This window comes from Flavobacteriales bacterium (assembly GCA_016699575.1).
Classification (GTDB): Bacteria; Bacteroidota; Bacteroidia; order Flavobacteriales_F; family PHOS-HE28; genus PHOS-HE28.
Genome location: CP064979.1, coordinates 3843203 through 3866453, shown reverse-complemented (window position 1 = coordinate 3866453; position 23251 = coordinate 3843203). Strand labels below are relative to the sequence as shown.

Annotated in this window: 21 protein-coding genes and 1 tRNA gene; 11 read left to right on the top strand and 11 right to left on the bottom strand. The window is 61.0% G+C overall.

Annotated elements, in window-relative coordinates:
- Positions 1-65: 65 nt before the first annotated feature.
- From gldF to IPJ76_16115, 5 genes are all read left to right on the top strand, one after another.
- The gene (gldF, locus tag IPJ76_16135) at positions 66-791 is read left to right on the top strand and encodes a gliding motility-associated ABC transporter permease subunit GldF (protein ID QQR86111.1); all 726 of its coding nucleotides are present in this window, start codon (positions 66-68) and stop codon (positions 789-791) included.
- Positions 791-2548, top strand: coding sequence for a gliding motility-associated ABC transporter substrate-binding protein GldG (gldG, locus tag IPJ76_16130; GenBank protein ID QQR86110.1), 1758 nt, complete (start codon positions 791-793; stop codon positions 2546-2548). The genes gldF and gldG overlap by 1 nt, the downstream gene beginning before the upstream one ends.
- A 6-nt stretch (positions 2549-2554) precedes the next feature.
- Positions 2555-3577 carry a hypothetical protein gene (locus IPJ76_16125; GenBank protein ID QQR86109.1) on the top strand — a complete coding sequence of 341 codons (1023 nt, stop codon included), beginning with the start codon at positions 2555-2557 and terminating at the stop codon, positions 3575-3577.
- A gap of 123 nt (positions 3578-3700) precedes the next feature.
- On the top strand, positions 3701-4822 hold the full coding sequence (gene dnaN, locus IPJ76_16120) for a DNA polymerase III subunit beta (protein QQR86108.1): 1122 nt from the start codon (positions 3701-3703) through the stop codon (positions 4820-4822).
- Positions 4823-4861: 39 nt separating this feature from the next.
- A complete protein-coding gene (locus tag IPJ76_16115; protein QQR86107.1) occupies positions 4862-5278 on the top strand; it encodes an META domain-containing protein in 417 nt (138 codons plus the stop codon).
- 53 nt (positions 5279-5331) lie between these two features.
- Here IPJ76_16115 and IPJ76_16110 read toward each other — a convergent pair whose 3' ends face one another.
- Positions 5332-6093, bottom strand: coding sequence for a rhomboid family intramembrane serine protease (locus tag IPJ76_16110; protein ID QQR86106.1), 762 nt, complete (start codon positions 6091-6093; stop codon positions 5332-5334).
- A 75-nt stretch (positions 6094-6168) separates the two neighbouring features.
- Here IPJ76_16110 and IPJ76_16105 point away from each other — a divergent pair, with 75 nt between their 5' ends.
- A complete protein-coding gene (locus IPJ76_16105; GenBank protein QQR86105.1) occupies positions 6169-6621 on the top strand; it encodes a hypothetical protein in 453 nt (150 codons plus the stop codon).
- Here IPJ76_16105 and IPJ76_16100 read toward each other — a convergent pair.
- On the bottom strand, positions 6581-7180 hold the full coding sequence (locus IPJ76_16100) for a 3'-5' exonuclease (GenBank protein QQR86104.1): 600 nt from the start codon (positions 7178-7180) through the stop codon (positions 6581-6583). The genes IPJ76_16105 and IPJ76_16100 overlap by 41 nt on opposite strands.
- Before the next feature lie 105 nt (positions 7181-7285).
- On the opposite strand from IPJ76_16100, the gene IPJ76_16095 reads away from it, so the two are divergent.
- Entirely contained in the window at positions 7286-8521 is a 1236-nt protein-coding gene (locus IPJ76_16095) for an ATP-binding protein (GenBank protein ID QQR86103.1), read from the top strand.
- Positions 8522-8589: 68 nt separating this feature from the next.
- On the opposite strand, the gene IPJ76_16090 is transcribed toward IPJ76_16095, so the two are convergent.
- The 5 genes from IPJ76_16090 to prmC are packed head-to-tail and all read right to left on the bottom strand — an operon-like array spanning position 8590 to position 13570.
- Positions 8590-9483 (bottom strand): 4-hydroxy-tetrahydrodipicolinate synthase, encoded by an 894-nt coding sequence (locus tag IPJ76_16090; GenBank protein QQR88485.1) that lies wholly within the window; start codon positions 9481-9483, stop codon positions 8590-8592.
- Positions 9484-9485: 2 nt separating this feature from the next.
- Complete coding sequence (locus tag IPJ76_16085) at positions 9486-10055, bottom strand: hypothetical protein (protein QQR86102.1); 570 nt, start codon at positions 10053-10055, stop codon at positions 9486-9488.
- On the bottom strand, positions 10052-12061 hold the full coding sequence (ligA, locus tag IPJ76_16080; protein ID QQR86101.1) for an NAD-dependent DNA ligase LigA: 2010 nt from the start codon (positions 12059-12061) through the stop codon (positions 10052-10054). Before ligA ends, IPJ76_16085 begins: the two co-directional genes overlap by 4 nt.
- Entirely contained in the window at positions 12058-12720 is a 663-nt protein-coding gene (locus IPJ76_16075) for a hypothetical protein (protein QQR86100.1), read from the bottom strand. The genes ligA and IPJ76_16075 overlap by 4 nt, the downstream gene beginning before the upstream one ends.
- The gene (gene prmC, locus IPJ76_16070) at positions 12707-13570 is read right to left on the bottom strand and encodes a peptide chain release factor N(5)-glutamine methyltransferase (GenBank protein ID QQR86099.1); all 864 of its coding nucleotides are present in this window, start codon (positions 13568-13570) and stop codon (positions 12707-12709) included. The genes IPJ76_16075 and prmC overlap by 14 nt, the downstream gene beginning before the upstream one ends.
- Positions 13571-13736: 166 nt before the next feature.
- On the opposite strand from prmC, the gene IPJ76_16065 reads away from it, so the two are divergent.
- The gene (locus IPJ76_16065) at positions 13737-14654 is read left to right on the top strand and encodes a LamG domain-containing protein (protein QQR86098.1); all 918 of its coding nucleotides are present in this window, start codon (positions 13737-13739) and stop codon (positions 14652-14654) included.
- Between the two features lie 78 nt (positions 14655-14732).
- Here the strand turns inward: IPJ76_16065 and IPJ76_16060 are convergent, their stop codons facing one another.
- From IPJ76_16060 to IPJ76_16050, 3 genes are all read right to left on the bottom strand, one after another.
- Positions 14733-17675 (bottom strand): T9SS type A sorting domain-containing protein, encoded by a 2943-nt coding sequence (locus IPJ76_16060; GenBank protein ID QQR86097.1) that lies wholly within the window; start codon positions 17673-17675, stop codon positions 14733-14735.
- Between the two features lie 101 nt (positions 17676-17776).
- Complete coding sequence (locus tag IPJ76_16055; protein ID QQR86096.1) at positions 17777-18538, bottom strand: MBL fold metallo-hydrolase; 762 nt, start codon at positions 18536-18538, stop codon at positions 17777-17779.
- A 55-nt stretch (positions 18539-18593) separates the two neighbouring features.
- A tRNA-Ser gene (locus tag IPJ76_16050) sits at positions 18594-18683 on the bottom strand.
- A gap of 116 nt (positions 18684-18799) precedes the next feature.
- Between IPJ76_16050 and IPJ76_16045 the strand changes: the two genes are divergently transcribed.
- Both IPJ76_16045 and IPJ76_16040 read left to right on the top strand, forming a co-directional pair.
- Complete coding sequence (locus tag IPJ76_16045; GenBank protein QQR86095.1) at positions 18800-20233, top strand: GWxTD domain-containing protein; 1434 nt, start codon at positions 18800-18802, stop codon at positions 20231-20233.
- A gap of 45 nt (positions 20234-20278) precedes the next feature.
- A complete protein-coding gene (locus IPJ76_16040; GenBank protein ID QQR86094.1) occupies positions 20279-21304 on the top strand; it encodes a glycosyltransferase family 2 protein in 1026 nt (341 codons plus the stop codon).
- 66 nt (positions 21305-21370) lie between these two features.
- Here IPJ76_16040 and aroQ read toward each other — a convergent pair whose 3' ends face one another.
- Positions 21371-21796: a type II 3-dehydroquinate dehydratase gene (gene aroQ, locus IPJ76_16035; protein QQR86093.1), complete on the bottom strand. Its 426-nt coding sequence runs from the start codon at positions 21794-21796 to the stop codon at positions 21371-21373.
- A gap of 100 nt (positions 21797-21896) precedes the next feature.
- Here aroQ and mtaB point away from each other — a divergent pair, with 100 nt between their 5' ends.
- A complete protein-coding gene (mtaB, locus tag IPJ76_16030; protein QQR86092.1) occupies positions 21897-23249 on the top strand; it encodes a tRNA (N(6)-L-threonylcarbamoyladenosine(37)-C(2))-methylthiotransferase MtaB in 1353 nt (450 codons plus the stop codon).
- Positions 23250-23251 lie beyond the last annotated feature (2 nt).

Genomic DNA, 23251 nt, shown 5'->3' with positions numbered 1-23251 from the left:
GGCGTGCCCCGTGGTGGGCGCGCCTTCTCTTTTGGCATCACCCCGCCCCTACTTTAGCGCCCCGAATGCGCGCGCTCATCATCAAGGAAGTCAGGGGCTTTGCTGCCTCGCTCATCGGCGCCATCACCATCACGGTCTTCCTGCTGCTCAACGGGCTCTTCTTGTGGGTGTTCCCGCAGAACGTTCTTGAACTGGGCTATGCCGAACTGACGCCGCTCTTCACCCTTGCACCGTGGGTGTTCCTTTTCCTTCTTCCTGCGGTCACCATGCGCAGTTTCAGTGAAGAGCGCCGCACGGGCACCATTGAACTGCTGCTCACCAAACCGCTGACGGAAATGCAGGTGGTGTTGGGCAAGTACGCTGCAGCGCTGGCGTTGCTCGTGCTCGCGTTGCTGCCAACCCTCATCTATTACTGGAGCATCGGGCAATTGGCCATGCCGAAGGGCAACGTGGACAGCGGTGCTGTCTGGGGCAGTTACATAGGTCTGCTTATGCTGGGCGGCTGTTTCGCGGCCATCGGATTGTTCGCGAGCAGCATCACCGACAACCAGATCATCGCCTTCCTGCTTGCGGTTTTCCTGTGCTTCTTCCTCTTCACAGGCTTCGACTTCCTGGCGAGCTACCAGGCCGTGGGCGCGTTGGAAGGTCCGTTGAAGGCGCTCGGTATCCAGGAGCATTACGTGAGCATGAGCCGCGGGGTCATCGACCTGCGCGATATGGTGTATTTCGGCGGTGTCATCGGCATCTTCTTATTGCTCACGCGCACGGCGCTGCAAAGCCGCACTTGGTGATGGTTACCACCGCGACACCCGCCCAACGCAACCGCAATCGCTCGCGCGACCTGGTGGCGTTGTTGCTGGGCATCGGCATCGTTGTGCTGCTGAACGTGGCCGCATCATTCGTCAGCTGGCGCGCCGACCTCACCAGCGAGAAACGCTACACCCTGACCCCGGCCACCGAAGAACTGATGGGCAACCTGCCGGACAAGATGTTCCTGCGGGTGTACCTGGCCGGTGAACTGCCCGCGGACCTGCGACACCTGAGCAAGAGCACGCGCGAGCTGCTGGACGAGATGCGCGTGCTGAGCGACGGCCTGCTCGAATACGAATTCACCGATCCCAGCGCCAGCCCCGACGAGAAGACGCGCATGGAAGTGTACGCGGATCTCACCAAGCAGGGGCTCATCTACAGCAGCCTTCACACCGAGGAGAAAGGCGGGCGTTCGGAACGCATCATCTTCCCGGGAGCGTTGCTCACCTACCGCGGGAAGACCGTGCCCGTGCAATTGCTGAAGACCCAATACAGTGTGGCCGACCCGGAGATGGTGAACCGCTCCATCAACAACCTTGAATACGAGCTCGCGAGCGTCATCAACCAGGTCACCAGCACGTTCAAGCCACGCATTGCTTTCACCGAAGGGCACGGCGAATTGGACGAACTGCAAGTGAAGGACGTGCAGAACGCCATCGCCGAACAATACAATGTGCAGGTCTCGCGCGTGCGGATCGACAGCCAGTTGACCAGCCTGAGCGAACGCTTGGAGGGCGCAGCCTACCGGAGCAACAAGTACGACCTGTTGGTGGTAGCGAAACCCGACAGTGCCTTCACGCCGAAGGAGCTCTACCTGCTCGACCAGTTCATCATGAACGGCGGCAAGGTGTTCTGGTTGGTTGATGCCATGGACCCGCATTTGGACAGCCTGCGACGCAACCAGTTCAGCTTGGCCACGCCGTTGCATCTCGGCCTGTCAGACCTCTTCTTCGCCTATGGTGTGCGACTGAACGAGGACCTTTTGCTGGACAAGTCGTGCGCGCTTATCTCCATTCCAACAACGCCATACGGCGACCAACGCCAGATGGAAGCGCTGCCGTTCTTCTATGAGCCTGTGATCACACCACGCACGGGCCACCCGATCGTCAAGAACATCGACCCGTTGCACATGCGTTTTGTCGGCAGCCTTGACACGGTGGGGACGGACAGCATCGAGAAGACGATCCTGCTCACCACGTCGCCATACACCTGGCTGTTGCGGAACCCGGCTCGCGTGGCCCTCAACCGGCCGGACAATCCTCCTCCGTTCGAGAAGACCACAACGCCGAGCTTGCCAGTGGCCGTTCTGTTGGAGGGTCCCTTCACCAGCGCGTTCAAGGACCGTGTCACGGACGCGTTCAAGGCCAACTCGGGCATGCAGTACCGCGAGCATGGCCGTACCACGAGCATGCTGGTGGTGAGCGACGGTGATGTGATCGCCAACCGTGTGGACCGCGCCAAAGGGATGTACTACATGCTCGGCTACGACCCCACGGCTCGCAGCAAGATCTTCGGCAACCGCGAGTTCATCATCAACGCAGTGAATTACCTGCTGAACGACGAAAGCCTCATCAGCATACGCAACCGCAGTGTAGCGCTGCGCCAGTTGGACCCGGCGCGCGCCGTTAGCGAGCGGAATTTCTGGCGGTCGTTGAACGTCGCTCTGCCCATCGTCCTTTCGCTGGCCTTGGCCGGGGGGCTCCACATCCTGCGCCGCCGCCGCTTCGCACGCGCCTGATCAAGCATGAAACGCAACGTCATCCTACTCGTCGTTCTGGTCGCACTCGGCGTACTCATTTGGTGGCTGGCGATGGAACGCGGCCAGGGCACGCTCGCCGGACCGCTCACTGACTTCAACGTGCAGGACACAGCCCGTGTCACCCGCATCTTCATTGCCGAACACAACGGCCGTTCGGCGGACCTGCGCCGTGCCGAGGATGGTGGATGGACCGTGGACGGCAGTTTCCGCGCGAAGAAGCACCACTTGGACCTGTTGCTGAAGACGCTGCTGCGGGTTGAAGTGAAGTCGCCAGTACCTAAGAGCGCCGAAGCCAATGTGCTGAAGGCCATGGCAGGCAATGCGCGCAAAGTGGAGATCTACGAGAACGGGGCCTCTACGCCGTCCAAGATCTGGTACGTAGGCCATCCTACCCAGGAACACACCGGTACCTACATGCTCCTCGAACTCCCCGGAAAAGGCCGCAGCAGTGTGCCCTACATCATGGGCATGAGCGGCTTCGCAGGGCACCTCACCAGCCGCTTCCACGCCGACCTGGATGAATGGCGCAGCAGTGAGGTGTTCATGTACCCTGATCTGGATGTGATCACCCAAGTGAAAGTCGAACACCCGATGGAGCCCGCTTCCTCCTTCACCGTGAACTACGCGGGCGGGAACACGCTCGAACTCCTTGACGGGGCAGGGACAACGGTGCCCATGGACAGTCTCGCCGTGAAAGACTTCTTGCTGCAGTTCAAACGCATCAACTACGAGTACATCGACCGGCAAACACCGTCGGCCGTGCGGGACTCCGTGCTGGCAAGCTCGGCGCAATCCGTCATCTCCATCACGGACAAGAACGGACGCACCACCAAGAACAGCTTCTGGTACATGCAACCACAGGCCTTCGGGGTGGACGAACAAGGCACCGACTTGAAGTACGACGTGAACCGCATGCATGCTTTGGTCGGCGACACTGTGCTGGTGGCCGTGCAGCGGCATCTTTTCGACCGCATCACGCTTGGGTTGGGCGACCTTCGAGCGCGGTAACCGCCGCAGGTCAGGTATGCCGTCCGGATCGTTGACAAACCCGCGTCCGTGTTGATAACTGCGGAAAACCCGCCATGGGCAAGGTCTAACTTCGCCCTCCCGAAAAACGGAACCCCTACTTCAATGAAGTTCATCGTATCCAGCACGGCCCTGCTCAAGCAACTGCAAATGCTCCAGGGCGTGCTTGCCAGCAGCAACACCCTTCCCATCCTCGATAACTTCCTCTTCGAGATCGACGGCAAGCAGCTCACGCTCACCGCCAGCGACCTGGAAACGACCATCACGGCCACCATGGCCATCGAGGCCAAGGACAAAGGCAATGTGGCCATTCCCGCCCGTCTACTGCTCGACACCCTGAAGGCTTTCCCTGAGCAGCCGCTCACCTTCAGCATCGACGCCAAGAACCACGGCATCGAGATCAACAGCGACCAAGGCAAGTACAAGATGACCGGCTTCAGTGGCGCCGAGTTCCCCAAGAGCCCGAAGCTGGAGAACCCGAGCACCTTCGTGCTGCCCGCCGGCACGCTGGCCACCGCCATCAACAAGACCATTTTCGCCACCGGCAACGACGATCTGCGCCCGGTGATGAGCGGCATCTTTTTCGAGCTCACCGAAGACGGCGTTCGCTTCGTGGCCACCGATGCCCACAAGCTGGTGCGCTACAGCCGCACGGACGTGAAAGCGGACAAGAACGCCAGCTTCATCGTGCCCAAGAAGCCGCTGAACCTGCTGAAGAACTCGCTCTCCGGCACCAACGCCGAAGTGACCGTGCGCTTCAACGAGAACAACGCCAGCTTCAGCTACGACAACATCGTGCTGGTGTGCCGCCTCATCGATGGCAAGTACCCCAACTACGAGGCCGTCATCCCCAAAGCGAACCCGAACAAGCTCACGATCGACCGGGGCACCTTCCTCAGTAGCATCCGTCGTGTGAGCATCTTCAGCAACAAGACCACCCACCAAGTGCGCTTGGGGATCAACGGCAGTGAGATGGCCATCAGCGCCGAGGACCTCGACTTCGCCAATGAGGCCAACGAGCGCCTGACCTGCAACTACGAAGGCGAGAGCATCACCATCGGTTTCAACAGCCGCTTCCTCACGGACATGCTGAGCAACATGGAGAGCGAGAACGTGGTGCTGGAGATGAGCGCCCCCAACCGTGCCGGTATCCTGCTTCCGGGCGACCCCGCAGAACACGGCGAGGATGTGCTCATGTTGGTGATGCCTGTGATGCTGAACAACTGATCGGCACGCGATCGGCCAACTCGTTCGAAAAGCGACCCAATGAAAAGGATCACACTAGCGGCTGTCATTTTCACGGTGATGAGCGCTAACACATGCAAGACCGGCGATGCGGCTGCAACAGCCGCCGACCTCGCCGGGAAACAATGGAACCTGCAGAGCCTGGCCGGTGAAGCCGTGAAGCTGGCCGAAGGTCAGCAGCCCTGGGTAAAGGCCGAGCCCGATGGTGCCTTGAGCGGCTTCGGCGGATGCAACAGCCTCATGGGCAGCATGAAGCTGGAGGGTTCAAGCCTGAGCTTCCCGGGCCTGGGCAGCACGAAGAAGTTCTGTCAGGACACCAACGAGGTTGAAATGAAGTTCAAGAGCGCCCTGAGCAGCACCACGGGGTTCAAGCTCGATGGCAATACGCTCACCCTGCTGAACGGGGCCACTGAATTGGCCAAGCTGGTTTCGAACTAGTCGTCGCGCTTGCAACATGTTGAAGCCCTGGCTGAAGGCCGGGGCTTCTTCGTTCACAGCGGCGGATAATTGATGGTGATGTCGTCGTTGCCGAGCGTGGTGTTGCGCCGGGCACGTTCCTGCATTTCGCGCATCCAACGGGCGCGTTCAGCATCCTGTTCGTCGTCGTGCTCTGCTGCGGGCACTGGCACATCATCGTCCACCTCATCTGCGAAGTACATCGGCGGCGGTGGCACCGCGGATGGTTGATCACGCAGCCACCAAGCCAGGGCAAACCCCGTGATGCCGCCCCAGAGGTGGCTCTCCCAGCTCACGCGCTCCTCGATGGGCAGCACGCCCCACACCATGCCTCCATAGAGGAAAACCATGAGCAAGGAGAGTGCAAGGAGCGGACGCAACCGCCGTAGCACCCCACTGAGAAAGATGAAGGCGGCTAGTGCGTACACCACACCGCTGGCCCCAATATGGATGTCGGGCCTTGCGCTTGCCCACACCAGCGATCCCGTGAACAACCACGTTCCAGCCAGCGCCCACCACGCCGAACGTGGATAGAAGAAAAACAGGCACCACCCCAGGAAGAGCATGGGGATTGAGTTGCCGACCAGGTGCTCCAGGCTGCCGTGCAGTAGTGGGGCCGTGAATATGCCAATGGCCCCATGCAGCGTGCGCGGCAGAAGACCGGACCGGGCGGCATCCCAGCTGAAGTAGGTATCCAACCAGAAGACCGACCACATGAAGACCAGCAGCACGGCTGGCACAGCCAAGGCAAGGAGTGCGCGACGGAAGACGATGGATCGTTCCTCTTGGTAGGTCATGCGGCCCCCAAGTTCGTCAACCACCGGGCCGGAAAGGCGCACCTGACGGATCGGCCGATGGGACTACATTGCGGCATGCGCAAATGGTTGATCGTTCTGGCCATCGCCAGCGTGCCCGTGCTCATGGCCTGCATGGATGGCTCCTCTCGTGCATCGGTCGCGGAACCCGGCGGCCAACAATTGAAGGAGAAAAGTCCGCTGGCCAAGCTCATGCGGCACATCACAGCACATGCCGATAGCGTGCGTGCGAACCTGAAACGCGGCGAAGGTCTACCACGTTACCCGCAGATCGACGAATTCCTGACGGCCGCGTCAACGGATAGCCTCATGGACCGCCAGACGTACAATGTGTTCGCTGCGGACTACCGTAAGAAGTTGGACGGGCTTTACGCGGCCGCTCCTGCCGATCGGACCCAAGCGTACAACACCTTGGTGCAGAGCTGTGCCACGTGCCACAGCACCATGTGCCCCGGCCCGTTGGTGCTGATCAAGAAAATGTACGCGCCGGTGCCGGAGCGAATTCCTTGATGCCGACCTTCAGGCGGCGCACGAATTCGTCCATCGAGAACGAGAGCTGACCGCTTTGCACACGGGGATCCTCCAGGGCACGCAGGATCAACTTGGCCGTGGCTTCCGCATCGGCACCCGCATCGTGGTGCTTGAAGGTGATGCCGTGCAGGTTGCACAGGTTCCCCAATCCGTAGCTCCGCAGCCCCGGCCAAGCCTTGCGCGCCAACCGCACGCTGCACGCGTAGCGCATGTTCGGCGGTTCCATGCCGTAGCGCTCCAACGTGCTGCGCAGCACGCCCATGTCGAAGGCCGCATTGTGGGCGAACACCAGCTGATCGTGCAGCAAGGGCTTCACCTCGTTCCATAGTCCGCGGAAGTCGGGGCTTTTCGCCACATGCTCCGGCCGGATGCCGTGCACCTTGATGTTCCAGTAGTCGAAGTGGGGGAAGCAATGCGGCTTGATGAGCCAGACCAGTGTTTCCGCAATGGCCCCACCCCTCACCACGGTGATGCCCAATTGGCACGGACTGTCCGGGTGGCGGTTGGCGGTCTCGAAGTCGAGGGTGAGGAAGTCCATGGAGATGCGAGGCGCAAGCTATGCACGGATCCCGCAGGGTCGAAACGTCTGGTGTTCAGGGCCCGGATTGGTGGAATATCGCCATGTCATGGCGATATTCGCACCATGAAGCAGCGAAATATCCGCCATGCGGTTGATATCGCACTCGCCGATACGCCTGTGGTACTGGTGAACGGCGCTCGTCAAACGGGCAAGACCACGATGGTACAGGACATTGCCCGCAAACAGAAAGGGGCTTTCATATCGCTGGACGATCATACCACACTTGACTTCGCACTGAACGACCCACCCGGGTTCATTGCGGGCCTGGGCCGATTTGCGGTTATCGATGAAGTGCAGAACGCGCCCAACCTGTTCCGCGCCATCAAGGCATCCGTTGACAAGGACCGCAAACCCGGCCGCTTCCTGCTCACCGGCAGCGCCAACGTTCTGGTACTGCCCAAGATGGCCGACTCGCTCGCGGGCCGCATGGAGATCATAACCATGCACCCGTTCGCCATGGACGAACTGCGCGGGCGACGGAGCAGCTTCATCGACAAGATTTTCCAAGCGCGGTTGCCAAAGCCCACGTCCACGAAGCCATTGAGCAGAGCCCAACTCGCTGCACTGGTTTCATCCGGTGGCTACCCCGAAGTGCTGGGGCGCAAGGACAGGGCACGGCGCTCGGCGTGGTACCGGGCCTACATCACCACCATCCTGCAACGCGATGTCAGGGACATCAGCAACATCTCCGGGCTCACCGAACTGCCCAAGGTGCTGAGCGCGCTGGCCGAACGCAGTAGTGGTCTGCTGAACCTCGCCGATGTGTCGCGTACGCTGCACGTTCCTCACAGCACCCTGCGCCGCTACACCGATCTGCTCGAAGCGACTTTCCTCAGCACCCCGTTGCCTGCATGGCGCACGCACCGCATCAGCCGACTGATGAAGACACCCAAAGTGCACTTGGAGGACACGGGCTTTGCCTGCCATCTGTGCGGCATCGATGGTCCCGATCAACTGCACAAGAGCAACCGGTTCGGGCACCTGCTGGAATCGTTCGTAGTGAACGAGCTTCGCAAGATCAGTGGCTGGAGCAGGACCGTGGTGGACCTGCACCACTACCGCACGGAGAAGAACAAAGAAGTGGACGTGGTGCTGGAGGACAGCAAAGGCCGCGTTGTGGGCATTGAGGTGAAGGCCAGCGCCGCCGTGAACCACCACGACCTGGGCGGATTGCACGACCTGAAGGAAGCCGCTGGTGAGAAGTGGGTACGAGGCATCGTGCTGCACAACGGCACGGAAGCCACCACCATGGGCAACGACATGCACATGCTTCCCGTGCAGAGCTTGTGGGAGTGGTAAGCTGTTGGCAAATGGCGGAAAATCGCCACGACGTGGCGATATTCCCACCACGTCTCGGTGGATCACGGTTACAACTTCACCAACTCCGCATCGGCCATGCACTGGTAGATCCGCTTGGCTGTGGCCTCTCCGACGTTCACCAACGGAAGGCGAAGGTGCTTGTCGCAAATGCCCAGGATGGAGAGCGCTTCCTTGATGCCTCCCGGATTGCCCTCCGCGAAGATGGCCGACATGAACTCCAGCAGTTTGAAGTGCTCGCGACGTCCGGTGGCCAGATCACCGGAAAGCCCTGCGGTGACCAGTGCGCTGAATTCCTTGGGTAGCGCGTTCCCCACCACGCTGATAACGCCGTGACCGCCGAGCGCAAGGATGGGCAACGTGAGACTATCGTCGCCGCTGATGACCAGGAAATCCTTGGGTGCATGTTTGAGGATGGTGCTGATCTGGTCGAGGTTGCCGCTGGCCTCCTTGATCCCAACAATGTTCTTGAAGTCGCGAGCGAGCCGCAGGGTCACCTCGGCGCTCATGTTGCTGGCCGTGCGGCCGGGCACGTTGTAAAGGATGATGGGCAACAGGCTTGCTTGGGCCAGCGCGCGGTAGTGCTGGTAGATGCCCTCTTGCGTGGGCTTGTTGTAATAGGGGCTCACACTGAGGATGCCATCCACGCCGCTGAGGTCGTAGCTCTCGAGCGCGTGCACCACCTCGGCGGTGTTGTTGCCGCCCACGCCCAGCACGATGGGCACGCGGTGGTGAGCGAACTCGATGACCTGCGCCAGCAACTGTTTCTTCTCCTCGGCGTTCAGCGTAACGCTCTCGCCGGTTGTGCCCATCACCACCAGATAGTCGATGCCGCCGGTGATCTGGTGTTCAACCACCCGCTCCAATGCGGCGTAGTCGATGGCACCGTTGCTGCGGAAAGGCGTGATGAGCGCGACCCCGAGGCCACGGAATTTCTCGTGCAGGTTCAATTGAGTGAGGGTTGGTGTTTGGCGTTGACCATCAATAGGTAGCGGTCCACCTGCGCGATCAGCTGCGGAAGGCTGCGGCTGCCGGCCATGTCGATCATCATGTCCAGGAAGCGCTTGTTGTGGTCGCTGAGGCGGCCCACTTTGAAGCGGGCACGGCTGCGCGCCATGATGTACTGCGTGGGCAGGCGGTCCTCCAAGGTGAGATCAATGAGGACTTCGTACTCCTCGGCAATGAAGTTCTGCACCGTATTGCCGCCGGGGATGCGGTACCAGTTGAGGTCCTTCTGCGTGAACTGATCGAAGTTGAGGCGGCTGCTGAGCCAGTGCGGCAGCACTTTGTTGTCGTAGTAGCCCAAGGCCATCACCTTCACGATGCCCAGCTCCTCCTTGATCTTCTTTACATAGTTGCGGACGTGGTTGTGCATTTGCTCGTCCTCGACCAGGTACACGATACCCACCTTGGTAGCCTCGGCCAGGTTGCGCACCACCGGCTTGCGGTCGGGCATGGTCTCCTGGAACAGCTTGCGCCGCCCGAGCCATTCCTTCAACCGTTCGAGGATCTTCATGCGATCATGGCGGCAAAGGCGTCCTCATCGATGACGGGCACGCCGAGTTCATCGGCCTTGGCGCGCTTCGCGGGCCCCATATCGGCACCGGCCACCACGTAGCTGGTCTTCGTGCTGATGCTGCCGCCCACTTTCCCCCCGTTCATCTCGATGGCTTCCTTGATGCCGTCGCGGCTGAAATTGCGGAAAACACCGGAGACCACGATGGTGAGGCCCTTGAGCTTGTCGCTTGTGGGCGCGGCGGAGGCCTCCGCCACCATGCGCAAACCGGCGGCCCGCAGGCGTTCCACCACTTCCCGGTTGCCGGGCACCGCGAAGAAGCCGATGACGCTATCGGCGATCACCTCCCCTACTTCCCCGACACCCATCAACTGCTCTTTGGTGGCCATCATCAAAGCTTCCATGCTGCCCAAGCTCCGCGCGAGCTTCTTGGCCACCGTTTCGCCCACATGCCGGATACCGATGGCGAACAGCACCTGTTCGTATGGGATGGCCTTGCTGGCTTCAATGCCCGCCACCACTTGTTCGGCGCTTTTTTCGCCCCAGCCCTTTCCCAGGCCGAGCAATTGGTCCTTGGTGAGCGAGTACAGATCAGCGACATCCTTGATGAGCCCGGCGGCGTGAAGCTCCGCCACGGTTTCACCACCCAGCCCATCGATCGCCATCATCTTCCGGCCCACGAAGTGCTCGATGCGTCCGGTGATCTGCGGCGGACAGTGGTGTTCGTTGGGACAGTAGTGCTGAGCTTCTCCATCCTCCCGCGCGAGCGGGGTTGCACATTCAGGGCACGTCTCCGGGAACACCACTTCCCGGTCTCCACGTCGTTCCTCATCCACGCCCACGATCTTCGGAATGATCTCGCCACCCTTTTCCACCTTCACGAAATCGCCGAGGCGCAGACCGAGCTTGGCGATCTGATCGGCGTTGTGGAGGCTCGCTCGTTTCACCGTGGTGCCCGCAAGCAGTACCGGCTCCAACTCGGCCACGGGTGTCACGGCACCGGTGCGGCCCACTTGGTAGCTCACGCCGTTCAACCGGGTGATGGCCTGCTCCGCTTGGAACTTGTAGGCAATGGCCCAGCGCGGGCTCTTGGCGGTGAAACCCAGTTCCACCTGCACGTTCAGATCATCCACCTTGATGACGATCCCGTCCGTGGCCAGTTCGATGCGGTGGCGTTCGGTATCCCAGCGCTCGATGAACCGCATGATGCCCTCGGCATCGTCGGCGGTTGAGATGAAACCGCGCGCTGGATCGGGCGTCTTGAAGCCCCATTCATTGGCCTTGCGCAAGTTGGCGCTATGGCTGCGCGTGGGCAGTTGCTCGCCGTACATGGCGTACAGGAAACAATCCAAGCCGCGCTTCGCCACCAGCTTGGGGTCTTGGTTCTTGAGCGTGCCGGCCGCCGTGTTCCGGGGGTTGGCGTAAAGTTCATCGCCAGCCGCAGCACGTTCCGCATTGAGCTTCTCGAATTGCTTCGTGGTGAAGAAGATCTCACCGCGCATCTCGAAGCGCTGGGGCCAATCACCGGCTTTCAACTTCAAGGGAATGCTGCGCACCGTGCGCACGTTGGCGGTGATGTCCTCACCCTTCTCCCCGTCGCCGCGGGTGACGCCGCGTACCAGCTCGCCGTTCTCGTAGGTGAGGCTGATGGCCACGCCGTCGTACTTCAGCTCCATGGCAAAGGTGGTGGGTCCCACTTCCTTCTTCACGCGCTCCACGAAGGCCACCACTTCCTCCTGACTGTAGCTGTTGCCCAGCGACAACATCGGGTACTCATGCTTCACCTGCGCAAAGTCCTTGGTGATGTCGCCGCCCACGCGCTGGGTGGGGCTGTTCGGCGAAGCATACTCAGGATGTTCCTGTTCCAGGACCTCCAGTTCCTTCAGCTTGAAGTCGAACTGCTGATCACTGATGCTCGGCGCGTGGAGCACATAATACCGGTGGTTGTGCTCCTCCAGTTCGCGCGACAGGTCGCTGATGCGTTGGCGTGCTTCCTCCTTCGTCATTCCCGTTGCTTGCGTTTTTCCTTGATGGTATCGCGTGCGCTGCGCACCAATTGGCCGAGGCGCACCATGATGCCAATATCGTACGTCCAAGCGCTGTAGGTGCGCTGGATGCGGTCATCTCGGCTCAATAGCAGCCGATAGCCCGCACCGGTGTCGAGGTACAGCCAGCTGAAGAACTTGAAGTCCACCTTCACCATCGGTTCAAGCGATACCACTTCGTTCTTGCTCCACGGCACGGTGGTTCCGTCCGCGTTCAGGTAGCGCGTACTGGCCGTGCCCAGACCGATCATCATAGGTGTGCTCACCTGCCACCAGCGCGTATCGACGAAAATGTGCTGGTAAGTGAAGCCCGCGTAGTTCAACTCCGCCAACGTGTTGCGCACACCCACGCCTTCGAGCCGCACACTATCGCGCCGCAGTGGATCACCGATGCCGTAGAAACCGATCGCGAGGATGTCGTTTCCCTTCTGCGCGCCCAGCCGCATGCCGAAGAACTGCACACTGCGGCCGTTGATGAACGTGTAGCGCGAATCGAACTGGAACAGCGGACGGAAAGCGGCCTTCACCTTGGTGCGCGTGCTATCCTGTGCGAGACAGGTCACTGGCACCAATGCGGCCAACAGGAGCACCTGCACAGCGATGGCACTAGCGGACCGCATGCACGAACCGGGTGTTGCCGCTCATGTCCGCCATGGCCTGGGCCGATCGGTAGCCTAGCGTTCCGAGCAATGCGGGGAGTTCCTTGCCCCGCTCATGGTGCACTTCGAACCATAGCTGACCTTGGCCTCGCAGCGCCTGCAGACCGAACTCGGCAATGGTCCGGTAGAAGAGCAGCGGATCGTTGTCGGGAACGAAGAGCGCCGAATGCGGTTCGTGGTCAACCACGGAAGGCGCCATGCTTCCAGCATCAGCGCTCGGCACATAAGGTGGATTGCTGATGACCAGGTCGAAGGCACCGGGCGTCGGCCATTGCGACCTGTCGAGCATATCCGCGCAATTCCAATGCACTTCCAGCGCAGTACGAGCACCGTTCTCCCTCGCCAACGCAAGTGCTTCTTCGCTGGCGTCGAGCCCAAGGACTTCTGCATCCCGGAACGCCTTCTTCATTGCAAGGGCAATGCAACCTGAGCCTGTTCCAATGTCGATGATGCGATGCGGCGCAACAGCCTGTTCATGGATGATGGCCTCGACCAGTTCCTCCGTTTCAGGCCGTGGTATGAGCGCACGCTTGTCGCAGAGCAGATCCAAACCGTGGAAGCGCACCGTGCCGAGCACGTACTGCAGCGGCTCGCCGGACCGCAGTCGCTTCAGGGGCATGTACACCTTCAGAAGTTCGCTCTCGCTGAGCTGCTCGTTCTTTCGTTGCTGTAAGTCCCCGTTGCGCCAGCCCAAACGCTCTTGGAACACACAGGAGGCCATGGCCAACGCCTCGCGCTCGCCGTGCAGCGGTGCCAATTCCTGCCGATAGAGTTCGAGCAGGCTGCTCACGTGGTTGTCCGCAACGCGCATGTTGGCCGAAAGGGGCCGTGAAGATGGGCAGGCAGCGCCTCTGCCCGGCTGGCTTGACAAATCCGGGTCGAAGGGGGGCCAGCGCCGGTGGGTGGCCGCTGGCTGTTCATCTACATTCCTGAACCCCTTGTGGGCCTTGGCGTTGCGGTGGTCAAACACGCACGCCATGGAAAAGCTCTGCCGCACTTCCCTCGTTGCGATACCGTTCCTGTTGGGATCCGGACTTCCGGCCCAAGCTCCCGTTCATTTCTGGCCGCTGGACGAGACCAACGGCACCACCGCACCGGACCTGAACGGTGGGGCACACGGCACCCTGGTGAACGGCCCTGTATGGGCCATTGGCGATGGCTACCTCGGCAACGGGTTGGAATTCGACGGAACGGATGACCGCGTGGATCTTGGGCCGCTGGACATCACCACGGGCACGGGCTTCAGCCTGGCGTGCTGGATAAGACCGGGATCATCCACCATGCAAGAGCAGTTGTTCGCTGCGAAAGCCTATGACCCGCTTTTCGGCGATTTCGTTTGGAGCATCGGCACCACGTTGCACACACGGCTCCAGTTCCGGTTGCAGACCGTGAGCACCACCACCATCCAAACTCCTCCCAACACCATTTTCCCCGGCGCGTTCTACCACGTTACCATCACTTACGATGGTTCCGCCATGGACCTTTATGTGAACGGCGCGTTGGCCGCAAGCACCCCCAAGTCCGGGGCCCTGGGCTTCCACCCGCAAGCACTGGCAGCGATGGGCCACTTGGACATTGGCCCGGGTGTGGTCCCTTTCGAAGGCGTACTGGGCGATGTGCGGATCTGGGACCGCGGCCTGGACCAATCGGAGATCATCGACCTGGTGCTCGAACAGGACATATCGATGGCTGTGGTTCCGCCCGCGCCAACACCAACCCCGAGCGGTCCGGTAACCGTCTTCGACCCGGCCGGGCGCATGTTAGCCCGCTATGAACAACCGCCAACCGCAGAACAACTGGAAGTTCTGCCCGCTGGTCTCTTCGTGCTGGCCTGGCAAGCACAAGGCCGGCAGTTCAGTGTTCTGCGGAGCAATGCGGTAGGAACGAAGCCCTGAACTTGCTCCCTCAGGGCTTCAAAAGCGAAGGCCCCTCCTGCTGCACCTGCGGCGGAGGGGCCTTCCGATCCCAGTTGATCAATGCAGCACGGTGAAACGCTGTTCAACGCTTCCACCTTCCCAACGCAGACGCACCACGTACAAACCGTCGGCCCATGACGACACATCGAGGACGCCTGATGCCGACCCGGCCGCCAAACGTTCCGAGCGCACGACTTGTCCCAGTGCATCCATCACTTCCAAGGTCATCGAATTCCCTTTACCGTCGAAGCGGATGTTGACCATATCGCCCGATGGCGAAGGGTAAACAGAAACGAGCTCCGGCCCGGAGACTTCGCCCACGGCGTCGAAGCCGGTGTTGTCCCACAGTTGGATATCGTCCACCATGGCCTCGATGAGCGACCCACCATCGAGGTTCTGGCCGATGTGCGTTGAGTCGCTCGCGATAAAGCGCAGTTGCACGGTGCTGTTGGGGGTAACGTAGTCCTGCACCCGGAAAGCCTTCCGCCGCCAGTTGCGTTCGCTGGTCTTGCTGTTCTCCACGAACACCCAGTTGTTGCCGTTGTTGGTGATCTCCACCTGCCACCAATCGGCACCCGGGTTCGCGCCGCCTGGCGGGTTGTTCGTGTACCAGCGCCAGTAGGTGAACGTCGGGTTCGTGTAGTCCGTGAGATCGATCGGATCGGTGATGAGCGTGGTGTGCCCACCATCCACATCGTTCTCGCCGGGACCGGCACCATTGGCAGCCTGCCCGGTGAAGTAGCAGAACTGGCCGCCGGGCGTGTGCTGATCTCCGGACTGTATCTCCGAATTGTCCACTGTGCTCAGGCTCGGGTTGGGATCGTTCAGCGTCCAATCTCCCGTTGTGTTGTTGTCGGTCGGTAGGCCCATGGTGATGTCGCCGAGCTCGTTGTTGTTGTCAGCGTCCTCGGTCTTCTCCAGGTCATAACCCACGAGGATGTAGTACGGCAGGTTGGGGTCGGCTTGCGCTGCACCAATGGGCTGCACGCCACTGAGGAAACCGAACACGTCCTTCGCTCCGATGTAGTACGCCACTACGGTGCCCACGGGCTGACCGGGGATGTTCGCTTCGTAGTTGTTGCCCCCGGTATTGGTCATCACCACCTCGGTCCAGGTACCACCGTCGTTGACCTCGTAGAACAGCGAAACGCCGCCGAGGTACTGTTGGTCGGCACTGAGAATGGTGAGGTCGGCCTCGATGGTGATGTCATCGTTCTGGGCGTTGGAAAGAACAGGCGTGTGGTCCAGCTCGATGTTGCTCAGCAGCGTGATCCCGTGCTCGGCGAAGGCTTCGATAATGGCCGTGCCGTTGGGGGTGCCGTTCAGGATGTTGGCATCATTGTCGTCGGCGGAAAGAACGTCCAACAGCACATCGCGGAACGCAGTGCCCTCGTCGCCGTTCGGCACGTCTGCCTGCAGCCCGCCGAAGGCGTCGGCAAAAAGCTGCAACAGCATCGCTTGGTCGTTGAGGTTCTCGTACAGGTCCCACCAAGCACCGGCGATGATCTCACCATCAGCGTGCACCTCACCGACAATGTCCACGGGATAGACCTTGGGCGCTTGATCATAACGGCGTATGTAATCGTTGGGGTCGGTGAGCGAATTGCCTTCAGCAAGCACGGGGTCCCAAGTGATGGTAAGCGCCCATATGTCCGCGTAGCCCTCGTTCATCCCACCGTTCTGGAAGGAGCCGCCGTTGTCCTGGTAGTAGCGATTGTTGATGTTGTGTCCATACTCGTGATACACGACTTCACCGAGTTGGGCCCAGCTGTGGCAATCGTTACCCTCGCTGTAGAAATTGATGGAGCTGCCATCGTAAAAGGCATTGCAAGTCCCGTTGACGTCGACATTGGTAGGGAGCGCGAAGTCGACCCCGGTGTACCCCGGAAGCACGGCATTGCAATGGTCGTGCACGATGTTCACGTGGAAGTAGGCGCTCAACTCCCGGATGTTCGCCTCGCCGTCGAACGAGATGTTGTTCTGCCCATCCTGGAGCATGGCCGAGAACTGCGGCACTACGCCACCGGTGCGCACACTGCTCCATGCGCCTTCCAACCTGAACGTTCCGTTCACCGGACCAACGATACCCGTAGCAGCGCTCCCGTTCGCGTCCGTACCGAACGTATTGCCGTTCACCGTGAACTCGAGGTTGCGCAAAGGCTGCACCGTAGGGGCGATGTAGGGCTGCTCCTCGTACACCGTGGCGGTGACAGTAACGTCGCTGCTCATGTCCTTCTCACCATGGCCATGGCCGCAACGCATCACACGGTCGTGACGATAGAGCAGTTCGCCGGTGTGCGCATCCACCAGGCACTCATATCGCCCTGGCATGCCTTCGCCTTCGATCGTGGCGACTTCCACTGTGTACACCAACTTGTGATCAGTATGATGGCCACTGGGCACGCCCAGCAACGATAGCCCAGGCATCACCTCAACGTTCTGCACGTTGGCAAGCCCGGATATCGCTGCGTTGTGAGCCGCTCCCGCAGGCAGGCTGGGTGTCAAGGCAACCTCGATACCGCGCTGCATTTCAACGCCGAACGCTACCACGCGGTCCGATGCATCAAGTTTCACGGTAACCCGGCTGAAGAGAACCGGCAAGTCCTCATGGCGTTGCTTGAAGTGCACATGCGTGATGCGGCGGCCGACGTTCACCGACATCAACTCCAATTCATCGAGCGGAAGGTTAAGGCCGGTGAGCGATGTTGCCAGGAAACCCATGGCGCGTTCCTCCGGCGTGATCCCGCTGGTCGCCACACCCTGCCCGTAGGCGCGGTGGGGCAAGCCGGTGGCCTCGTTGAATTCAACGGCCCATGCTCCATGGAGCGCTCGGAACTGCCGCCACGCAGGAGTATTCCGCAAAGCCGCCTGCCGATCGACGTCGGGGAGGCGCTTGTTGTTGGTGATGAACGTGACTTCGCGCGGCACTGGCCTGCCGGACGGACCGGAGGCCATGGCGGTGGAAGTGATCAGAACGCAAAGGAGGAACGAAGCTCTCATGTGCAACATGGGTTCAAGGGTCCCGAAAGTGGTGAAAAGACGGATCGCAATGGCAGGACGACCATTAAGCCCCTGACGTGGCGCGCTTGGCGGGACGTTCTTTACAGGTCTGCGACCAGTCCGTCGTAACCCAATTGGACACCGTTCGGAAGGGAACGTTCCATCTCGGCATGCAGGCCAAGCCCGTGGCTGACATGCGTGAAGTAGGTCCGGCCCGGCTTAACATGTTCAACGATGGCCAGCGCTTCGGCCAGATTGAGGTGGCTTATGTGGGGCTCGTGGCGGAGGGCGTTCAAGACGAGCACTTCGCAGCCCATGGCTTTGGCCAGTTCAGCATCGCTGATGGTCTTGGCGTCGGTGATGTACACCAATCCCCCGAAGCGGAAACCCAGGACGGGCATTTTCAAGTGCACCACCTCGATGGGGACCACGGGGACGCCTGCTACCTCGAACGGTCTGGGCCCAACCTCGTGCAGGACCAGTTCGGGCGCCCCGGGATACTTTTCCTCGGCAAAGGCATAGGCGAACATGCGGCGCACCGCTGCACACGTGGCACGGTCAGCGTATACATGGACGGGTGCCTTCTGCAGGAAGTTGAAGGACCGCAGTTCGTCGATGCCGGCGATGTGGTCCATGTGGGCGTGGGTGAGCAGTACGCCATCGAGGTGCTCAACGCCGGCCCGGAGCATCTGCTGCCGGATATCGGGCCCAGCGTCGATGAGCAGACGCTTTCCGGCGGTTTCCACCAAGGCAGATGTGCGCAACCGTTTGTCCCGATCGTCCGCACTTGTACATACCGGACAGTGGCACCCGATCATGGGAATGCCCGCGCTGGTGCCGGTGCCGAGGAGGGTGATGCGCACGCTGGGGCTCTTGGGATGCTTGACCCCGGGGTCCGCCGGGGGAACAGCGAGGCTTTGGCGGAGAGGGAGGGATTCGAACCCCCGGTACCCTTGCGAGCACAGCAGTTTTCAAGACTGCCGCAATAGACCACTCTGCCACCTCTCCTGTTGCCGATGGCCGGGCGAAAGTATTCCAAGGTGCCGGTCAACGGCGGCAATGGGGCCAGCAACGGCGAGCGGGCCGCTCCGCGCAGGGCTACCTTTGGTCACCATCGGTGAACCATGCGCCACTTCTACCCCGCCCTGTTCCTGCTTACCGCAACCCCGGCCTTGGCCGCTGTGGATGCCTTCGTGGAAACCAAAACCTTCTACACCGCGGACGGCAAGGCGCAGGTGGGCGTGCATTTCTCCTTCAGCGGGGCCAGCGCCGTGCACCTCTCGAACGAACGGGGCTTCCAGCAGGCGCGCATCGAAGCGCTCACCATCATCGAGCAGGGCGGCGCGATCGTGGACTTCCGCAAGAGCGTGGTGCAGGGTCCTGAGCGCATGGACGATCAGCGCCAAGACTTCATCCACAGCGAAGCCTTCATCCTGTCCCCGGGCAACTACGACCTCTACTTCGAACTGCGCGACCTGAACGGTGCCGATACCACGGTTGGCCGCTACAGCCAGCCGCTGGCGGTTGCTGCCCCGGGGGCAGGCATCTACTTCAGCGATGTGTTATTGGCCGAGCGCTTCGATAGTGGCGCTGACGGCAACAGCGTGGCCGTCCCCTTCCTCGGTGCTTACTACCCCGCCGATGTGGACGTACTGAACTTCGTCGCCGATATCTACGGTACCGACCAGGCCATCGGGCAGGATTCGGCCTACCTTCTTTCCTGGGAGATCGAAGTCTTCGAGTCCAAGAACGTCTTCGGGAACTTCAAAGCCGTGAAGCGGGCCAAGGGCAGCGCGGTGGAAACGCTGAGCAGTTCGTTCGACATTGCGGCATTGCCCAGCGGCAACTACCTGCTGGCCATTGAAGCCCGCGATCGCAGCGGGCAGCTGAAAGGCCGCAAGGAGCACTTCTTCCAGCGCAACAACCCCATCGCGTACGACCTGCAAAGCATGCAGAGCATGGCCATGGGGCACACCTTCGCTGATGCCATCACGGATGCCGATACGTTGCTGGAGCACTTGAACAGTATGCGTCCAATCGCTCAGGACTTGGAGCGGAAGATCATCGACGACCGCACGAAGGACCGTGATGTCTCGATGATGCAACGGTTCTTCTACGGCTTCTGGTTCAACCGCAACGGTATGGACCCACAGGCCGAGTGGGAACAGTACCGGAAGGAGGTCGTGAAGGTGAACGCACTCTACGGCTGCCGCAACCGCAAGGGCTACTCCACGGACCAAGGGCAGATCCGCTTGAAGTACGGCGCACCGAACACTGTCACCGACCAGGCCATGGACAACGATGGCTACCCCTACCAGATCTGGCATTACTACCGCTGCGGCCGGTACAACGACAGGCGGTTCATCTTCTATCAACCGGAGCGCGTGGGCCAGTGCTACACCTTACTGCACAGCGATATGCCCGGGGAGATACAGAACAAGCACTGGAACCAGATCCTGCACGGGCGCAACACCCCGAACGGCGATGTGACACGGCCCCAGAGCAGCAACACCACGCACGGCACCCAGGTGGACGATCTGTTCAATCGGCCCCGCTAGGCACCGGCGCCCATCTTTGGCGCCGTCTTTCGCGGACAGGTTCGCATGCAACGCTTAGCGGTCGTCATTCTCAATTGGAACGGCAGGAACTGGCTTGAACGGTTCCTGCCGACCGTGTTTGAGCACAGCACGAGTGCCGATGTGATCGTAGCGGACAATGCCAGCACCGATGGCTCCGTGGAGTGGCTTCAGGCCGCGCATTCCGGTGTGCGGGTGATCACGATGGCGAAGAACACCGGGTTCGCGGGTGGATACAATGAGGCGTTAGCGCTGGTAGAAGCGGAGTACTACCTGCTGCTGAACAGCGATGTGGAGGTGACGCCCGGCTGGCTCGATGCGCTGACCGCATACATGGACGCCCACCCGCGCATGGCTGCTTGCCAGCCGAAGGTGTTGAGCCATGCGCGACCCGACCATTTCGAGCACGCTGGCGCCGCTGGAGGTTTCATGGACCGCAACGGCTACCCGTTCTGTCGCGGGCGCATCTTCGAGCTCACCGAAAAGGACGAAGGCCAGTACGACGATGAGCGCGAGGTGTTCTGGGCAACGGGCGCTTGCCTGATGATCAGGCGCGATGCCTTCCGCGAGGCCGGTGGCTTCGATGCTTCGCTTTTTGCGCACATGGAGGAGATCGACCTCTGCTGGCGTTTGCGACGGACCGGCTGGCGCATCGGCTACACCTGCGCAAGCAAAGTGTACCACGTTGGCGGAGGCGCGCTTGGCTATGGCAGTCCGCTCAAGACGTATCTGAACTTCCGCAACAGCATGATCGTGCTCACCAAGAACCTGCGCTCACGGGCATTGTTGCTGCGCGTGCTGCGGCGGTTCATCCTCGATGACTTCGCAGCGTTGAAGTTCCTCCTGGAGGGCCACGCCTCACATGCCTGGCAAGTGGGCCGCGCGCACCGGCACTTCTGTTATCGGCTGCCTTCCATTCTGAAGGAACGCCGCAGACTGATGGCTCTGGAACGGAATGCAGACCTCACCGGCCAATACCGCCGCAGTGTGGCCTACGACCGCTTCATACTCGGCTGGAAGAAATTCAGCGAGCTGGACAAGTCGGCGTTCTGAGCACGGGGCCATGGGTTCATGTGACCATGGGTTCATGTGGCCATGTGCCCATGTGGCCATGTGCTCCTATGGCTCCATTCGCAGCAAGTGGTCAATGGCCAGCCGATAACCATCAAGGCCCAAGCCACTGATAACACCCTTGCTCACCGAACCGGTGAGGCTGTTGTGCCTGAACTCCTCCCGCGCGTGGATGTTGCTGATGTGCACCTCCACCACGGGAATGCTCAATGTGGCGACCGTATCGCGCAGGGCCACGCTGGTGTGCGAGTAGCCGGCAGCGTTCAGTACAACGGCATCGTACTTCCCAGGCGCTTGTTGCAGGGCCTCCACCAGTTCACCTTCGATGTTCGATTGCAGCAACACAATGCTCGCCTGCGGGAACATGGCCTGCAATTGCGGCAGGTAGGCGTCGAACGAGGTGTTGCCGTAGATGTGCGGCTCGCGCGAACCGAGAAGGTTGAGGTTGGGGCCGTTGAGGATGAGGATGCGCATGGGGCGTGCAAAGATGGCAGCACATGAGGATGGCCTTCACAAAGGCTTCGCTGGGACCAAGGTCACCAGTGGACCCTCGCCTGTACTTTCGCGGCCCGCCATGGGTTCCACGCGCACCGCCGCCTTCCATACACTGGGCTGCAAGCTCAATTTCGCCGAGACCAGCACGCTGGCCCGCTCGCTGGAGGAGGCTGGTTACGCCCGCGTGAAGGTCGAAGAGCGCCCGGACGTGTTCGTGCTGAACACGTGCAGTGTTACGGAGAACGCTGACAAGGAATGCCGCCAGTGGGTGCGCCGCTTCCAACGCATCAATCCGGAAGCGTTCGTAGCCGTGGTGGGTTGTTACGCGCAGTTGAAACCACAGGAGATCGCCAGCATCCCCGGCGTGGACCTGGTGCTGGGCGCCAACGAGAAATTCGACCTGGCCAAGCACATTGCTGATGTCCGGTCGGCGGGTCTCTCCTCTCCATTGGAGAGGGGAACAAGGGGTGAGGCCCGATACTCCCCCATCAAGGACGTCAAGCAGTTCGTTCCGTCGTACAACGCCGCGGACAGGACGCGGACCTTCCTGAAAGTGCAGGACGGCTGCGACTACTTCTGCTCGTTCTGCACCATTCCCCTTGCGCGCGGTCGCAGCCGCAGTGCCTCCATTGCGGAGACGGTTGCCATCGCTGAGCGAATTGCCGCATCGGGCGTGAAGGAGATCGTCCTCACCGGGGTGAACACCGGTGATTTCGGTCGGTTGAACGGCGAAGACTTCCTCGGACTTGTCAAGGCGCTGGACGGGGTTGACGGCATCGAACGCTTCCGCATCAGCAGCATCGAACCGAACCTCTGCACCGATGCCGTCATTGACTTCGTGGCCGGTAGCCGCAAGTTCATGCCGCATTTCCACATGCCCCTGCAAAGTGGAAGCGACGCCATCCTTGACCGCATGCGCCGACGGTACAACACCGCACTCTACGCCGATCGCGCAGAGCACATCAAGCGGGTGATGCCCCATGCCTGCATCGGTGCAGATGTCATTACCGGCACACCGGGTGAGACCCACGATGAATTCCTCAAGACCCACGCGTTCCTGCGCTCCATCGCCGTGGATTACCTGCATGTGTTCACGTACAGCGAACGCGCCAACACCACGGCCGTGCGGATGGACGACGGTGTGCCCATGGAAGAGCGCCGGGACCGCACGAAGCAGCTACGGATCCTTGGAAGCAAATTCCAGCGCGCCCACTACGAAAGGCATGCGGACACGCTTCGACCCGTCCTGTTCGAGTCCGAAAACGTGGATGGTGTGATGCACGGCTACACCGACAACTACATCCGGGTTTCCATGCCTTACTCGGCTGCGATGACCAACACCATTGGGCCAGTGCGTTTGGAGCGGATCAACGGTGACGGGCACATGATCGGCGCCAGCGCCGAAGTTGTGCCGACCTTGGCGGCCATCTGACC

Coding starts and splice junctions, on each gene's coding strand:
- gldF (QQR86111.1), top strand. CDS start 66: ATGCGCGCGCTCATCATCAAGGAAGTCAGGGGCTTTGCTGCCTCGCTC.
- gldG (QQR86110.1), top strand. CDS start 791: ATGGTTACCACCGCGACACCCGCCCAACGCAACCGCAATCGCTCGCGC.
- IPJ76_16125 (QQR86109.1), top strand. CDS start 2,555: ATGAAACGCAACGTCATCCTACTCGTCGTTCTGGTCGCACTCGGCGTA.
- dnaN (QQR86108.1), top strand. CDS start 3,701: ATGAAGTTCATCGTATCCAGCACGGCCCTGCTCAAGCAACTGCAAATG.
- IPJ76_16115 (QQR86107.1), top strand. CDS start 4,862: ATGAAAAGGATCACACTAGCGGCTGTCATTTTCACGGTGATGAGCGCT.
- IPJ76_16110 (QQR86106.1), bottom strand. CDS start 6,093: ATGACCTACCAAGAGGAACGATCCATCGTCTTCCGTCGCGCACTCCTT.
- IPJ76_16105 (QQR86105.1), top strand. CDS start 6,169: ATGCGCAAATGGTTGATCGTTCTGGCCATCGCCAGCGTGCCCGTGCTC.
- IPJ76_16100 (QQR86104.1), bottom strand. CDS start 7,180: ATGGACTTCCTCACCCTCGACTTCGAGACCGCCAACCGCCACCCGGAC.
- IPJ76_16095 (QQR86103.1), top strand. CDS start 7,286: ATGAAGCAGCGAAATATCCGCCATGCGGTTGATATCGCACTCGCCGAT.
- IPJ76_16085 (QQR86102.1), bottom strand. CDS start 10,055: ATGAAGATCCTCGAACGGTTGAAGGAATGGCTCGGGCGGCGCAAGCTG.
- ligA (QQR86101.1), bottom strand. CDS start 12,061: ATGACGAAGGAGGAAGCACGCCAACGCATCAGCGACCTGTCGCGCGAA.
- IPJ76_16075 (QQR86100.1), bottom strand. CDS start 12,720: ATGCGGTCCGCTAGTGCCATCGCTGTGCAGGTGCTCCTGTTGGCCGCA.
- prmC (QQR86099.1), bottom strand. CDS start 13,570: ATGCGCGTTGCGGACAACCACGTGAGCAGCCTGCTCGAACTCTATCGG.
- IPJ76_16065 (QQR86098.1), top strand. CDS start 13,737: ATGGAAAAGCTCTGCCGCACTTCCCTCGTTGCGATACCGTTCCTGTTG.
- IPJ76_16060 (QQR86097.1), bottom strand. CDS start 17,675: ATGAGAGCTTCGTTCCTCCTTTGCGTTCTGATCACTTCCACCGCCATG.
- IPJ76_16045 (QQR86095.1), top strand. CDS start 18,800: ATGCGCCACTTCTACCCCGCCCTGTTCCTGCTTACCGCAACCCCGGCC.
- IPJ76_16040 (QQR86094.1), top strand. CDS start 20,279: ATGCAACGCTTAGCGGTCGTCATTCTCAATTGGAACGGCAGGAACTGG.
- aroQ (QQR86093.1), bottom strand. CDS start 21,796: ATGCGCATCCTCATCCTCAACGGCCCCAACCTCAACCTTCTCGGTTCG.
- mtaB (QQR86092.1), top strand. CDS start 21,897: ATGGGTTCCACGCGCACCGCCGCCTTCCATACACTGGGCTGCAAGCTC.